At 36.8% G+C, this 16020-nt stretch carries 15 protein-coding genes; 14 read left to right on the top strand and 1 reads right to left on the bottom strand.

Features of this window, described 5'->3' with window-relative positions; all coding sequences use genetic code 11:
* Positions 1–10: 10 nt before the first annotated feature.
* A complete protein-coding gene (locus tag J4O15_RS13210) occupies positions 11–1234 on the top strand; it encodes a 6-phosphofructokinase (RefSeq protein WP_208101086.1) in 1224 nt (407 codons plus the stop codon).
* Between the two features lie 179 nt (positions 1235–1413).
* On the opposite strand, the gene tnpA is transcribed toward J4O15_RS13210, so the two are convergent.
* The gene (tnpA, locus tag J4O15_RS13205; protein WP_156791601.1) at positions 1414–1842 is read right to left on the bottom strand and encodes an IS200/IS605 family transposase; all 429 of its coding nucleotides are present in this window, start codon (positions 1840–1842) and stop codon (positions 1414–1416) included.
* A gap of 226 nt (positions 1843–2068) precedes the next feature.
* Between tnpA and J4O15_RS13200 the strand changes: the two genes are divergently transcribed.
* From J4O15_RS13200 to ftsY, 13 genes are all read left to right on the top strand, one after another.
* Positions 2069–3388 (top strand): aspartate kinase, encoded by a 1320-nt coding sequence (locus J4O15_RS13200; protein WP_009219078.1) that lies wholly within the window; start codon positions 2069–2071, stop codon positions 3386–3388.
* 1 nt (position 3389) lies between these two features.
* Positions 3390–4616, top strand: coding sequence for an NAD(P)/FAD-dependent oxidoreductase (locus tag J4O15_RS13195; protein ID WP_208101085.1), 1227 nt, complete (start codon positions 3390–3392; stop codon positions 4614–4616).
* Positions 4613–5278: a (d)CMP kinase gene (gene cmk / locus J4O15_RS13190; protein WP_208101084.1), complete on the top strand. Its 666-nt coding sequence runs from the start codon at positions 4613–4615 to the stop codon at positions 5276–5278. The genes J4O15_RS13195 and cmk overlap by 4 nt, the downstream gene beginning before the upstream one ends.
* Positions 5275–6123, top strand: a complete 849-nt coding sequence (ispH, locus tag J4O15_RS13185; protein WP_208101083.1) for a 4-hydroxy-3-methylbut-2-enyl diphosphate reductase — start codon at positions 5275–5277, stop codon at positions 6121–6123. Before cmk ends, ispH begins: the two co-directional genes overlap by 4 nt.
* Positions 6104–7210 (top strand): 30S ribosomal protein S1, encoded by a 1107-nt coding sequence (gene rpsA / locus J4O15_RS13180; protein ID WP_208101082.1) that lies wholly within the window; start codon positions 6104–6106, stop codon positions 7208–7210. Before ispH ends, rpsA begins: the two co-directional genes overlap by 20 nt.
* A 69-nt stretch (positions 7211–7279) precedes the next feature.
* The gene (locus J4O15_RS13175) at positions 7280–8119 is read left to right on the top strand and encodes a CPBP family intramembrane glutamic endopeptidase (RefSeq protein WP_208101081.1); all 840 of its coding nucleotides are present in this window, start codon (positions 7280–7282) and stop codon (positions 8117–8119) included.
* Positions 8116–9126 (top strand): cobalt-precorrin 5A hydrolase, encoded by a 1011-nt coding sequence (gene cbiG / locus J4O15_RS13170; protein ID WP_208101080.1) that lies wholly within the window; start codon positions 8116–8118, stop codon positions 9124–9126. Before J4O15_RS13175 ends, cbiG begins: the two co-directional genes overlap by 4 nt.
* Before the next feature lies 1 nt (position 9127).
* On the top strand, positions 9128–9391 hold the full coding sequence (locus tag J4O15_RS13165) for a hypothetical protein (RefSeq protein WP_208101079.1): 264 nt from the start codon (positions 9128–9130) through the stop codon (positions 9389–9391).
* Positions 9392–9489: 98 nt separating this feature from the next.
* Entirely contained in the window at positions 9490–10482 is a 993-nt protein-coding gene (gene plsX, locus J4O15_RS13160) for a phosphate acyltransferase PlsX (RefSeq protein WP_009219069.1), read from the top strand.
* Between the two features lie 13 nt (positions 10483–10495).
* Positions 10496–10735 (top strand): acyl carrier protein, encoded by a 240-nt coding sequence (gene acpP, locus J4O15_RS13155; protein ID WP_208101309.1) that lies wholly within the window; start codon positions 10496–10498, stop codon positions 10733–10735.
* Positions 10736–10793: 58 nt separating this feature from the next.
* On the top strand, positions 10794–11492 hold the full coding sequence (rnc, locus tag J4O15_RS13150; protein ID WP_009219068.1) for a ribonuclease III: 699 nt from the start codon (positions 10794–10796) through the stop codon (positions 11490–11492).
* Complete coding sequence (gene smc, locus J4O15_RS13145) at positions 11483–15040, top strand: chromosome segregation protein SMC (protein ID WP_208101078.1); 3558 nt, start codon at positions 11483–11485, stop codon at positions 15038–15040. Before rnc ends, smc begins: the two co-directional genes overlap by 10 nt.
* Positions 15041–15049: 9 nt before the next feature.
* Positions 15050–15979, top strand: coding sequence for a signal recognition particle-docking protein FtsY (gene ftsY, locus J4O15_RS13140; protein WP_208101077.1), 930 nt, complete (start codon positions 15050–15052; stop codon positions 15977–15979).
* Positions 15980–16020: the final 41 nt, after the last annotated feature.

Raw genomic sequence — 16020 nt, 5'->3', positions numbered from 1 at the left:
GGAGAAGTTTATGATAGAGAGAAAAAATTTGATTGTAGGTCAATCGGGCGGACCGACTGCGGCTATCAATTCATCACTGGCAGGAGTTTATGAAGGGGCAAAGCAATCAGGATTTAAAAAGGTCTATGGTATGAGATACGGTATTGAAGGATTATTATCGGAAAAGATAATAGACCTTGATGATACTCTTAACAATTCATTAAATATCGAACTCTTAAAAAGAACACCAAGCTCATATCTTGGCTCTTGCAGATATAAACTGCCCAAGGTAGAAGCAAATAATGAGGTCTATGAGAAAATATTTGAGATACTTAAAAAGTATAATATTGAGATTTTCATCTACATAGGCGGAAATGACTCTATGGACACTATAAAAAAATTGTCAGATTATGCAAAGCTTATCGGAAGTGATATCAGATTTATCGGAGTTCCGAAAACTGTAGACAATGACCTGCCTGTTACAGATCATACTCCGGGCTATGGAAGTTCGGCAAAATATATTGCAACCTGTATTTCAGAGATAGTCAGAGATTCAAATGTATATGATCTAAAGAGTGTAACAGTTGTAGAAATTATGGGCAGAAATGCGGGGTGGCTTACAGCCGCAGCCGCATTGGCAAAAAACAGCTTAAATGACGGAGCCGATTTTATATTATTGCCTGAAATAGGTCTTGATTTACAGGGCTTTATAAAAATACTCGATGAGAAACTTTCAAATAAAAATAATATTATAGTTGCCGTATCCGAGGGACTTAAAGATTTAAACGGAAATTATATAAGTGAAGATGAGGGAAATGTGGATGCATTCGGACATAAAATGCTCTCAGGCACCGCAGCATATCTTGCTAAAAAGATAAAATCCGAACTTTCGGTAAAAACAAGAGCTGTGGAGATAAATACCTTGCAAAGAGCGGCAGCACATCTTCAAAGTAAAACCGATATAGATGAGGCGTTTAATATAGGATTTTTGGGAGTAAAAGCAGGCATTGAGGGAAAAACCGGAGTTATGATGTATTTTGAGAGAACGCCGGAAGCTCCGTATTCCTCAACCGTAAAATCCTGTGATATAAATTTGGTTGCAAATATTGAAAAGGAAATACCGAGGGAATGGATATCTGATGACGGCTTTGGCGTGAAGGAAGAGTTTATAAAGTATGCAAAACCTCTTATAATGGGCGAACTTTCAAATATTGTATGTGACGGTATACAGAGTCATATAAGAAGTTTAAAGTAAATATTAACAAAAATAATTCATAAAACTCATAGAAAATCAGCCCAAGACAGATTGCAAGTTAACAACCCCCATTTCAAATGGGGGTTTAATTTTAACCCCTCCGGGGTATTTCTCCGGTTCCGCCAAGGGCGGGATTTCGCAGTACCATTTTTATCGGTAGCCTCCTAAAGAAGGCTCTTCTACTTTCTTCCGTCCGCTACCTTATCATTTTCTTCTTGTTCCTTAATATATTTCAAGATTGTTTCTTCATTTACATTTCCTACTGTTGATACATAATATCCTCTTGCCCAAAAATGACGATCGCCCCATTTATTTCTATACTCAGGATGTCTATCAAATAGCATTAATGCACTTTTACCTTTTAAATATGACATGAATTCCGATACACTTATTTTTGGTGGAATTGCTATATACATATGAATATGATCTATACATACTCTTCCATCTATCAACTTTACCTGTTTCATCTCACACAACTTTTTTATTATTTCCACCAAATCTTTTTTTGTTTCTCCATACATGATTTTTCTTCTGTATTTTGGTATAAAAACAATATGGTAAGTGCAATTCCAACGTGTATGTGTTATACTTTGATTATCCACTTGGATACCTCCTATGCTTTGATATGGCCTGCGAAACCAATATCATTATAGCATAGGAGTTTTTAATACTCTAAGTAACGCTTCGGCTTTGCCGGTTCCCCCATCTCAGATGGGGGATTAATAGCTTTTTTCATTTATAAGACTTTTATAAATATTTTAAAACAGTACTTGCAAATCTTTGAATCTGTTGTAAAATATTTCAGATAAAAAGTTTTGGAGAAGATTAAAAATTATGATAAAAGTAGTAAAGTTTGGAGGCAGCTCACTTGCCAGCGCACATCAGTTTAAAAAAGTGGGAGATATAATAAAGGCTGATAAGTCAAGGAAGTTTGTGATTCCTTCCGCACCCGGAAAAAGGAATGCAAAGGATGAGAAGGTAACGGATCTTTTATATGAGACTTATGATGCTGCGGCAGAGGGAGCTTCATATAAGAAAAAATTCGAGAAAATAAAGGCAAGATATGAGGAGATTATAGACGGTCTTTCACTTGATTTAAATCTTGAACCTGAGTTTGCAAAGATAGAGGAAAACTTTTTAAATAAAGCAGGCAGAGAATATGCGGCATCAAGAGGAGAATATTTAAACGGTCTTATAATGGCAAAATATCTGGGGGTGGAGTTTGTAGATCCGGCTGAAATGATATTTTTCTTTGAGGACGGTACATTTGACTCGGAGGCTACAAATAAGGAAGTTGCGGAAAGACTTGAAAAAGTTCAAAGAGCGGTAATACCCGGATTTTACGGCAGTGACCATAGCGGAAAAATCAGAACATTCTCAAGAGGAGGTTCCGATATCACAGGTTCCATAGTTGCCAGAGGTATAAAGGCTGATATGTATGAGAACTGGACCGATGTATCAGGATTTTTAGTGGCTGATCCGAGAGTAATCCCAAACCCTGAGACCATTGAATCAATAACATATAAGGAGCTTAGAGAACTGGCTTATATGGGTGCTTCAGTATTACATGAGGATGCGATCTTTCCTGTAAGAAAAGAGGGTATTCCGATAAATATCAGAAACACAAATAAGCCTGAGGATAAGGGTACAATGATTGTGGAAAGTACCTGTAAGAGCTCAAAGTTTACAATTACAGGTATCGCCGGTAAAAAGGGATTTTGTGCGATAAATGTGGATAAGGCAATGATGAACTCAGAGGTAGGCTTTTGCTCCAGAGTATTGGATGTTTTTGCAAAAAACAATATCTCAATAGAGCATATGCCTTCAGGTATTGATACTATGACAGTGCTTGTACATCAATCAGAGTTTGAAGAGCATGAGCAGCAGATAGTATCGGGTATACATAGAGCTGTAGGTCCGGATACCGTGGAGATGGAATCAGGGCTTGCACTTATTGCAGTTGTAGGCAGAGGAATGAAGGCAAACAGAGGCACAGCAGGAAGAATATTCTCGGCACTTGCACATGCAAGAGTGAATGTAAAGATGATAGATCAGGGTTCATCAGAGCTTAATATCATTGTGGGTGTTAAGGAAAATGACTTTGAAACAACTATAAAGGCAATATATGATATGTTTGTAAAATCGGTATTATAATATGGCAAAAGTAATAATCATAGGCGGAGGTGCGGCAGGAATGATAGCAGCATACTCCGCTGCTTTAACATCAAAGCAGGTAATATTGCTTGAAAAAAATGAAAAACTCGGAAAAAAGATTTTTATTACAGGCAAGGGAAGATGTAATCTTACAAATGCGTCCGATATGAATACTGTGATGGAAAATGTAGTAAGCAATAAGAGATTTTTATTCAGTGCTTTTAAAAAATTTACAAATGAAGATATTATGAGACTGGTGGAAGAAAACGGCACCAAACTTAAAATTGAAAGAGGAAACAGAGTATTTCCGGTGAGTGATCATTCCTCGGATATAATAAAATCTCTTGAAAATGCACTTCGGGCTTTGAATGTTGATATCAGACTGAATACAAAGGTGGATTCTCTTTTAATAGAAAATGATATATGCAAAGGTGTGTTAATCGGAAAAAGTAAAATTATGGCTGATGACGTTATTGTGGCTACAGGCGGAATGTCATATCAGGCTACAGGCTCTGACGGTGACGGCTACAGATTTGCAAAAGAGGCCGGACTTAGTGTAAGCAAGCTCTATCCGTCCCTCGTACCTTTTAATATCGAGGGGGAGAGAATAAAGGCATTACAGGGGCTTTCGCTAAAGAATGTACATGTATATATATATAATGAAAAAAACCTTGTATATGATGAGTTCGGTGAAATGCTTTTTACACATTTTGGAGTAAGCGGTCCTGTGATAATATCCGCATCTGCAATCATAGGAAATAAAAATATAAAGGGCTATAGGCTCTGTATTGACTTAAAGCCCGCATTGGATGAGGAAAAGCTGGATGAGAGGATACTAAGAGATTTCACTGAGCAAAAAAACAAAAGTTTGAAAAACTCATTAAATAAGCTTTTTCCGGCAAAACTTATAGACGAGGTCATATATCAGAGCAAAATAGATCCTGAAAAAAAGGTAAATTTACTTACAAAAGAGGAAAGGCAAAGGCTTGTACATGCTACAAAAAATCTCGAATATGTTATAAGCTCCACAAGAGGCTTTAATGAGGCGATAATCACAAAGGGAGGAGTGGAAGTCTCACAAATAAATCCAAAGACCATGGAATCAAAAAAAATCAAGGGATTATTTTTTGCAGGAGAGGTGCTTGATCTGGATGCATTTACAGGAGGTTATAATCTTCAGATAGCATGGTCCACAGGATATGCCGCAGGAGAAGGAGCAGGAGAATGAACAGTATAGCAATAGACGGACCGGCAGGTGCCGGAAAATCAAGTATAGCAAAAGCTTTGAGCAAAAAGCTTGGATATATTTATATAGATACGGGAGCAATGTACAGAGCGGTGGCGTTATTCTTTCTTGACAATAATGTGGAGGATGGAAATGATGCCAAAGCGGAAGAACTTTTAGAAAAACTTGATATCAGCATAAAGTATGAGAACGGAATACAGAAAGTTTTTTTAAACGGGGATGATGTTACCGATAAATTAAGGCTTGAGCAGATAGGTAAGTTTGCAAGTAAGTTCAGTGCCATAGGGAGTGTAAGAGAAAAGCTTGTAGCCTTGCAAAGAAAGCTTGCAGAAAAAGAAAATGTGGTAATGGACGGCAGAGATATAGGTACTGTGGTTTTACCAAAGGCAAATCTTAAGATATATCTGAGTGCAAGCTCCAAAATCAGAGCCAAAAGAAGATATCTTGAACTTTTGGAAAAGGGCTTTAAAGATTTGGATATAAATATTATTGAGGATGAAATAATAAAAAGAGATGAGGCGGATATGAACAGGGAAATATCACCTCTAAAACAGGCAGAAGATGCTTATTATCTGGATTCATCAGAAATGTCTATAGATGAGGTGGTATCAAAGATACTTACAATGGTGAAAGAGGAAAAATGAAAGTCGAGCTGGCTAAAAGTGCAGGATTTTGCTTCGGAGTGGAGAAAGCGGTAAATACCGTATATGAAGAAGCAAAAAAAAATGATGATATTGTATATACTTTGGGACCTATAATTCACAATGAAGAAGTCGTTAAGGATATGAAAAAAAGAGGTGTGGAGGCTGTTGCCATAGAGGATTTACATTCCATGCCAAAGGGAACCGTAATTATCCGTTCACATGGTGTAAGCAAAGAGATATACAATTATGTAAAGGAAAGCGGACATAGAGTGGTGGATGCCACCTGTCCTTTTGTAAAAAAAATACATGCTATAGTTTCCGTGCAAAGCGGAAAAGGAAAAACTGTAGTAATAATAGGAAATCCCAAGCATCCTGAAGTGGAAGGAATAAGAGGCTGGGGAGATCAAAACACCTATGCGGTGGAAAACATAGATGAGTTTATAAAATTAGACTTAAAAAAGGATAAAGAGATCATAATCGTAGCTCAAACTACATTTAATCATAAAAAATTTCAAGAAATCATTGATAAAATATCGCTTTTAGGTTATGATGTAAGATGTTTTAATACGATTTGCAATGCAACACAGGAAAGACAAGCTGAGGCAAAAAATATAGCGTCAAATGTGGATGCTATGATAGTTATCGGAGATAAAAAAAGCTCCAATACATCCAAGCTTGTGGAAATATGTCAGGAAGAATGTAAGAATACAGTTTTTATTCAAACTCTTGAGGACCTGGACTATGATGCTTTACTTTCTGTGGATAGTGTAGGTATTACGGCAGGGGCGTCAACCCCAAAACATATCATTGAGGAGGTTCAAAATATTGTCAGATCTAAGTTTTGAACAAATGTTAGATGAGTCATTCAAGACTCTACACACGGGAGAAGTTGTCAACGGTAAGGTAATTGATGTTAAGGAAGATCAGATTATTCTTAATGTCGGATTTAAGTCAGACGGTATCATCACAAGAAGTGAATATAGTAATGATAACAGTTTAGATTTAAGAACAGTTGTAAATGTCGGTGACGACATGGAGGCAAAGGTCTTAAAGATAAATGACGGAGAAGGTCAGGTTCTCCTTTCATACAAGAGGTTGGCTCAGGATAGAGGTAATAAGAAGCTTGAGGATGCTTTCAACAATCATGAAGTACTTACAGGAAAAGTGATACAGGTAGTTGAGGGCGGTCTCAGTGTAGTTGTAGAGGATGCAAGAGTATTTATACCTGCTTCACTTGTATCAGATACTTTTGAGAGAGATTTATCTAAATATAAGGATACTGAGATTGAGTTCGTTATCACAGAGTTCAATCCAAAGAGAAGAAGAATTATCGGTGACAGAAAGCAGCTTCTTGTAGCTAAGAAAGAGGAGCAAAAGAAGGCTTTATTTGAGAAGATAACACCGGGAGATGTAATAGAGGGTACAGTAAAGAATGTTACAGACTTTGGCGCTTTCGTTGACCTTGGAGGTGCAGACGGTCTTTTACATATCTCAGAGATGAGCTGGGGTAGAGTGGAGAATCCAAAGAAGGTATTCAAATCAGGAGAGACTGTTACAGCTTTTATTAAGGATATCTCAGGAGAAAAGATTGCGCTTTCAATGAAGTTCCCTGACCAGAATCCATGGCTTGATGCTGAAGAGAAGTTTGCACGCGGAAATGTTGTAAAGGGCAGAGTTGCAAGAATGACAGATTTCGGTGCATTCGTTGAGATTTCAAACGGAGTTGATGCATTATTGCATGTATCTCAGATTTCACATGATCATGTGGAAAAACCTTCTGATGTACTTAAGGTAGGAGATGAAGTTGAGGCTGTTATCGTTGAGTTCAATGAGGCGGATAAGAAGATTTCACTTAGTATTAAAGCTTTAACTCAGGCAAATGAAGAGCTTGAGAAAGAGAATGCAAGAAATCCCGAGTCTGAAGAGGAATAAAAATTTAGTTAACGGGGGTCGTAGGTGGATTTCATCTGCGACCTTTTTATCTGATTTATAAGGAGTTATATGGAGAGAAACTATAAAAGAACAGCTTTTTGGGCAATTGTTGTTGTCCTTTTATATTTGAGCTATGAAAGGCTCAGTGATGTAATATTTAGAGCTTTTAACTATATTGATGTAAATTACAGCGTAGTGCCGGAAGCATTACTTCCGAGTATAAATGCATTTGTGGATACATTTATTTCTGCAATACTTATTGTTATTTATCTTATATTGGCGGTATTTATAGTTAAAAAGCATGAACCGGGGGTAAAGCTTGGATATGTTAAGGGCTTTATTTTCTGTCTTGTAATGGGCTTTGCATTCTACGGAATAGCAGGGCTTTGGTTTGAACTTGTAGACAGATTTTTGGTGGCAATTCCTTTTATTGCCGAAAATGTTGAATATTTTTCAGGTGTATATGATGATTTGGAATCCGGTGCCTATATATGGTCACTATTGTCCATATCAATTATAGGTCCTGTTGTAGAGGAGATATTATTCAGACTGTTGATATTTAACTCACTTGAGAGAATAACAAAGAGTCCATGGTTTGCAATCATTGTTTCAGGGGTGCTGTTCGGTATATGGCATATGATTTTTGTGCAGAGTGTTTATACCGCTGTAATGGGTTGTATTATGGGACTTATTTACTATAAAACAAGAAATATTTTTTACACTATTTTGATACATATTATAAATAATACCATCGGCAATCTGCCGCCGGCACTCAATACCGATGCGATAAACACTCTAATAAGCAATGTAACATATCTGATGATTATTCCGAGCATTATACTTTTGATACTTTTATGTAAGGAAAAACCGGCAAATAGGGAGCTTGCAGCAGAAGATTACGGTCTATGACAGATAAAAAAATAAGTATTTTTTCATTTACAAAAAAAGGTGGAGAAATAAATATCCGGTTGATGGATATACTGAAAGAAAATAATATATCATCATATACCTTGGAAAAATATCTGACAGATGAAAGAATGAGAGTCTTAACTGATTTAAAAGAAAAAGTAAAAAAGCATTTCAGTGATGACGCCATTATATTTGTCGGAGCTACAGGTATTGCAATCAGAAGCATATCCGGATATATAAAGGATAAGTTCAGCGATCCTGCGATACTTGTAATAGATGAACTTGGAAGATATGTGATACCATTGCTTTCCGGTCATGTCGGAGGTGCAAATGAATTAGCGGAATATATAGGAGCGGCACTTGGTGCCACTCCTATTATTACTACAGCTACAGATATCAATGGTGCTTTTGCAGTGGATGTATTTGCAAAAAAGTATGATTTGATACTTTCATCAAGAAAACTTGCAAAGGATGTAAGTGCGGCACTGCTTGACGGTAAGCCCGTAGATATTGACAGTGATATAAAGGATATAGATGTTTCGGGTATAAGGGAAAAATTAAATCCTTCACATTCAAAATGTGATCTTACTGTAAGAATAACGGATAAAATCTATGATGAAAATGTACTGACTCTTATACACAAGGATCTATATATAGGTGTAGGCTGTAAAAAAAATACAGATATAAAAAAAATGCTGGATTTTATCTATCAGGTGTTTAGAGGTAAAGGGCTTGATATAAGGGCGATAAAAGCCATCGGAAGCATTGATATAAAAAAAGATGAAAGGGCTATAGTTGAACTTTCAAACAGCTTATCGGTTCCGTTTTATACCTTCACCAAGGATGAATTAAAAAAGGTGGAGGGAGAGTTTAATGAGTCGGATTTTGTAAAAGAAACCGTAGGAGTGGGAAATGTTTGCGAAAGAGCGGTTTTGATACAATGTGACAAGTTAATACTTAAAAAGACGGCAAAAGACGGAATGACTGTAGCAATAGGGCGGTCATGATATGATATATCTTATAGTGGATAAAAAATATGAAAAAGATTTAAAAAGGATAGAATATTATAAAAGTTTTTTACTTGATTTATATCATGATGATGTGGACTGTATCATAGAAGACAATAGAGTTATAACTCCGCTTGGAGAAGAGGGGAGGGCTTTGGAAGAGAAAGGCAGAAATATAAGAAAAAAACTTTCAGATGCCAAAGCGGTATATCTATGGCGTGGAGGAAGTCTTATTGTATTAAAGGATGTAACAGTAAAAAAATAATTTCCCATATTTAAATTTTATCTTGCGAATATGTTTCTATTCATATATGATACAATGGTATTAAGATAAAAACTTAAAACTTACTTTCGAGGTGTATTATGGTTACGGTTGCATTGGATGCAATGGGTGGAGATTATTCACCCGAAGAAATAATAAAGGGGGCATTTGATGCCTTAAAGAAAGATAAAGACATTAAAGTTATTTTAGTCGGTAAGAAGGAGGTTTTAGAGGGGAAGGTAATCAAAGAATTTGAAGACAGATGCTCTGTGGTTTATTCCACAGAGGTGATAACAAATGAGGAAGCACCTGTAGCTGCTATCAGAGCAAAGAAGGATTCATCCATAGTGGTAGGCATGAATCTTGTAAAAGAGGGTAAGGCTGACGGCTTTGTAAGTGCGGGAAGCACCGGAGCGGTACTTGTCGGAGGACAGCTGATAGTGGGAAGAATAAAGGGAATACTAAGACCTGCACTGGCACCGCTTTTACCCACTGAAAAGGGGGTATCACTGCTTATTGACTGTGGTGCAAATGTGGATGCAAGAGCCGAGCATCTGGTTCAGTTTGCCAGAATAGGTTCTTTATATATGGAGAAGGTCATAGGTATTAAAAATCCAAGAGTAGGTATTGTAAATATAGGTGCCGAGGAAGAAAAAGGTAATGCTCTTGTAAAAGAAACCATGCCGCTTTTAAAGGAATGCGATGATATCAATTTCATCGGCAGTGTGGAAGCCAGAGAAATCCCGAAAGGCGGTGCGGATATTATAGTCTGTGAGGCATTTGTGGGAAATGTAATACTCAAATTATATGAGGGTGTAGGTTCCACGCTGATAGGAAAAATAAAAGAAGCATTGATGAAGAATGTTTTCACAAAAATAGGTGCAATGATGATAAAATCTTCATTAAAGCAGACTTTAAAATCATTTGATGCAAGCGAATATGGCGGAGCACCTCTGCTAGGTCTTAACGGTCTGGTCGTTAAAGCACATGGAAATTCAAAGGCAAATGAAATCTGTAATTCGATTTTGCAATGTAAGAGCTTTAAAGAAGAAGCTTTAAGTGATATTATAAGAGAAAAAATGACAAATAATTAGAATGGAGAATAAAATGGAGTTTGAGAAATTAAAAAAGATTATCGCTGAGGTTTTAAATATTGATGAGAGTACAATTGAGCTGAGTTCTTCTTTTGTAGACGATTTGGGAGCGGATTCCCTTGACTTATTTGAGATTATTACAGGAATTGAAGAGGAGTTTGAACTTGAGATACCTCAGGAAATTGCAGAGAATATTCATACTGTGCAGGATGCGGTAGAAGAAATAAAGAAGGCAACAGACTCCTTTAGATAAGAGATAATGAGGCTATGCAAATAGCCTCTTTTATAGATTTGGAATGTAGAGGATTTATATGAATAATAATTTAAAAGAATTGCAGGAATTATTAGGGTATGAGTATAAGAATAAAGAACTTTTAAAGCAGGCACTTACACACAGTTCCTATGCCAATGAGCATCAGCTTGGTAAAAACGGCTCCAATGAAAGACTGGAGTTTTTGGGAGATGCGGTATTGGAGCTTGTCAGCAGTGAGTTTTTTTACGGAGTTTATCCTGAAAAGCCGGAGGGTGAGCTTACAAAAATAAGAGCAAGCTTTGTTTGTGAGCCGGCTTTGGTGGACTGCGCTAAAAATATAAAACTCAGTGAGTTTTTAAAGCTTGGAAAAGGTGAGGAACATACCGGTGGAAGAATGAGACCGAGTATTATCAGTGATACATTTGAGGCGATTATAGGAAGCATCTATTTGGATGGTGGTTTTGCTAGTGCAAAAGAGGTGATTTTAAAATTCATTTTAAATGAATATGAGAATAAAGTCTTCTTTTATGATAGCAAGACTATTTTACAGGAAGTTATTCAATCACAGGATTCAAAACCTGTGGAATACACTCTATTATCAGAAGAGGGACCGGATCATTTAAAAAAGTTCGTTGTAGCTGTAAATATTGACGGTAAAAGAGCCGGAGTGGGTGAGGGCGTAAGCAAGAAGGCTGCGGAACAGGCAGCCGCCTATGAAGCATTAAAAAAATTAGGAAAAATTGAAGGATGTATTTAAAGCGTATTGAAATTCAAGGATTTAAGTCCTTTGCAAATAAAATTGTATTTGATTTTCACAATGGAATAACCGGTATAGTCGGCCCCAACGGTTCCGGAAAAAGTAATGTTTCGGATGCGGTAAGATGGGTTCTCGGTGAGCAAAGTGCCAAGCAGCTTAGAGGCGGAAATATGCAGGATGTTATTTTTGCCGGAACGGAACTTAGAAAACCGCTCGGATTTGCCTATGTTGCCATCACCCTCGATAATTCGGATCATAAGCTTGATATAGATTTTAAAGAGGTTACGGTTTCAAGGAGACTTTTCAGATCGGGAGAAAGCGAGTATCTTATAAACGGCTCTGCTTGCAGACTGAAGGATATCAGTGAGCTGTTTTTTGATACCGGTATCGGTAAGGACGGATATTCTATAATAGGTCAGGGACAGGTAGATAAGGTACTTAACGGAAAGCCCGAGGAGAGAAGAGAATTATTTGATGAGGCTGCAGGAATCACCAAATTTAAAAGAAGAAAGGGACTGGCTCTAAAAAAGCTCGAATCTGAGAGAGAAAGTCTTGTAAGAGTAAATGATATTATCTCAGAGCTGCAAAAGCAGGTAGGTCCGCTTGAAAAGCAGGCTAAGATTGCCAAAGAGTTTTTAGGTTTGCGTGAGGAATTAAAGATATTTGATGTAAACAGTTATGTAATGGAGTATGACAGTATTACACAAAATCTGAATGAGTATAAAAAAAGAGAAAAACTTTTATCGGATGATTTAAATGATGCAAAAGCGGCATTTGAAAAATCAAAAGAGGACTATGAGGGTATTAGTGCAGATTTAAGAAGGCTGGATGAAGAGCTGGATGAAGTAAAAAACATAAGAAGTAATGCAGGAATACAATTACAGGAAATTACCTCACATATTGAAATATTGAAGGAGCAGATAAACTCGGAAAATAAAAATAATGAGAGTTTATCATCCAGAAGTGAAAATATAGACAGTGATATAGAGAAAAAACAAAAAGAGCTTGACGCCCTTGAGGAAGAAAAAAACTCACTGCAGATACTCTTAAAGGAAAGCAGTGAAAAGGAAATCGGTATCTTTAATGAACTTGAAGATACCGATAAAAAAATAAATGAACTTTTAAAGAAACTTGAAAGTTTAAGAATTACTTCTGAAGAATTCACTTCAAAAAATGCCGATTTAAGAGTGAAAAAAGAAAGGTATAGAGGTATCTTAGAGCAGGTAAGACTTAGAAAAGCCGAAATGACTCAAAGATTGCTTGAGAGTAAAACCGGACAAAATACTCTGGAGATAAAAATAGATGAAGAGGATAAAAGCCTTAATGAAATAAATGAGTCCATTGATATTACAGCAGCCAAAAGAAATGAACTTGAAAGTAGTGGTGAGAGTATTCATGCCGAGATAACCAGATTTTCAAAAGTGGCATCGGATCTGCAAATAAAATATCAAAGAGAGTCTGCAAGGCTGACATCATTAAAAAATATAGCCGAAAGATATGACGGATATGGTAATTCCATAAAAAAGATAATGGAGACCAGAGACAGAATCGGAGGCATTCACGGAGTTGTTGCGGATATTATTAAGGCATCAAAAGAGTATGAAATAGCCATAGAGACTGCACTCGGAGGTAGGATTCAAAATATAGTTACCGATTCTGAAAATACCGCAAAGATACTGATAGAATATTTGAAAAAAAATAAATACGGAAGAGCCACATTCCTACCGCTCTCATCTGTAAGAAACTCCACTTTTTCAAATACAGGTTTTCTAAAGGAGAGAGGTGTTATAGGTATAGCCTCAGACCTTGTGGAGTATGATGATAATTATAAAAATCTTGTGGGAAGTCTGCTTGGCAGGATTGTAGTTATTGACAATATAGATAATGCCATAGCATTTGAAAAAAAGTTTGCATATGAGTACAGAGTGGTTACACTTGACGGTGAGTCATTAAGCCCCGGAGGTTCTATAAGCGGGGGTGCTTTTAAGGGTGCCGGAAATCTGCTTGGAAGAAAGAGGGAAATAGATGAGCTTGAAATCAGTGTATCGGAGCTTTTAAAAAATTATGCACAGGCAAATGATAAGGTGGAAGCCTTTAAAGCACAGAGAGAGGATATTTTATTAAAGATTGAGGAAAACAGGAAAATCAATCAGGATCTTATTATCGAAAAGAATAATATAGAGAACAGAAAAAGAAGTCTGATTGAAAAACTGGATGAATTAAAGGCATCATCCATATCGGTTCAAAATGATTTTGACAATATAGATAATGAGCTTTTGGAAATAGAAAATGAGACCAAAAGGCTTGATAACAGCCTTATCAATGTGGGTGAGGATTTCGGAAAAGTCGGAAAAGATATGGAAAGTCTTGAAAGAGAGATTCAAAATCATAGAAATCAAAAAGAAAAGATAATGGAGAGGCTGAATACTTCAAGGCTTGAAAATGCAAATATATCACAAAGACTTGAGTTCAGTGAAAAAAATGTAAGCAGAACCAAGGCTGATATGGAAACACTTGTATCTGAAAAAGCGGGTTTAAAGGATAGGGTTTTTGATATTGCAAGAAATATATCGGAGAAAAACTTAAAGATAGAAGAAGAGCATAAAAAAAGACAGGAACTTTTAAAAAAGATTGAGATTCTTAAGGCAAAAGAAGAAGAGCTGGCTGCATTTAAAGATACAAAGTCTAAATCTCAAAATAAGATCTTTGAAAACAGAGATACCTACAGTGAGAGAGTTTCACTTCTTGACAGGGATTTATACAGGCTTAGAGGTCAGATAGAAAAATCCGAGGAGAGAATTTCAGAGCGAACAAATTATATGTGGAATGAGTATGAGCTTACATATAATTCCTCACTGGAATTAAAGACCGATATCAATATGAATTTAAATGATATCAGGGCGCAGATACAGGAACTCAGAAGCAAAATAAAGGCACTTGGGAATGTAAATATTAATGCAATTTCCGACTATAATGAAATATCGGGAAGATATGAGCTGATGAAAAAGCAGCATTCGGATATTTTGGAAGCGGAAGCTACTTTGATAAAAATTATTGAAGAACTTGATATTGCAATGAAAAAGCAATTTGCAGAAAAATTTGATGAGATTGCGACTGAATTTAATGAGGTGTTTAAAGAACTCTTTGGAGGAGGCAGCGGAAAGCTTGTACTTGAAGAAGAGGGAGATATGCTTGAGGCGGGTATTACGATAATCTCACAGCCGCCGGGAAAGAAACTGCAAAATATGATGCAGCTTTCAGGTGGAGAAAAGGCACTTACCGCAATAGCACTTTTATTTGCCATACAAAATCTTAAACCCTCACCATTTGCACTTCTGGATGAGATAGAGGCTGCACTTGATGATTCCAATGTAGACAGATTTGCAAAATATCTGCATAAGCTTACAGACCATACACAGTTTATAGTGATCACTCACAGGCGTGGTACAATGGTGGCATCAGACAGGCTTTACGGAATAACAATGCAGGAAAAGGGCATTTCCACCCTTGTTTCGGTAAATCTTATAGAGAATGAATTAGATAATTAGGAGGCTGATATGGAAGAAAAGAAAAAAGGATTTTTTTCGAGACTTGTAGAAGGTCTTACAAAAACAAGAAATGCCGTTGTAAGCGGAATAGAAAATGTTTTTTTAGGATATGATGTAATAGATGAGGACTTTTATGAGGAGCTGGAAGAAACCCTCATAATGGGAGATATCGGAATCAGAGCATCCACAGATATCATAGAGGAGCTTAGAAAAAGAGTAAAAGAAGACCATTTAAATTCACCCTCACAGTGCAGGGATGTACTTATTGACACTATAAAGCAAAGAATGGATTTGGGAGAAAATGCTTATGAATTTGAAAACAGAAAATCCGTTGTATTTGTTATAGGTGTGAACGGAGTCGGAAAGACAACTTCGGTAGGAAAACTTGCAAGTCAGCTTAAAAATGAGGGCAAAAAAGTATTGGTGGTTGCGGCGGATACTTTCAGGGCTGCGGCAATAGAACAGCTTGAGGAATGGACAAAGAGAGCCGGAGTGGATATAATAGCACAAAATGAAGGCTCGGATCCGGGTGCTGTGGTATTTGATGCATGTAAGGCTGCAAAGGCAAGAAATGCCGATGTAATGATAGTTGATACCGCAGGAAGACTTCATAATAAGAAAAATCTTATGGAGGAGCTGAAGAAAATAAATAAAATCATTGAGAGAGAATATCCGGATGCATACAGAGAAACATTGGTTGTACTGGACGGTACTACAGGGCAGAATGCATTGGAGCAGGCAAGAGTATTTAATGAAGCTGCAAATATAACAGGAATTATACTGACAAAGCTGGATGGAAGTGCCAAAGGAGGTATTGCGGTGGCAATACAGGCGGAACTTTCAATTCCTGTAAAATATGTCGGGGTGGGTGAGAAAATAGATGATTTACACAAATTCAATTCAAAGGAGTTTGTGGATGCACTCTTTAGTAATGAGTAATCGAAAAAGCTATTACAATTTATGTAAAATAGAATCGAGGA

The organism is Lachnoanaerobaculum sp. Marseille-Q4761 (assembly GCF_017565785.1).
Lineage (GTDB): Bacteria > Bacillota > Clostridia > Lachnospirales > Lachnospiraceae > Lachnoanaerobaculum.
Note: the sequence above shows the minus strand (reverse complement) of the source record. Positions and strands in the feature narration are given on the sequence as shown.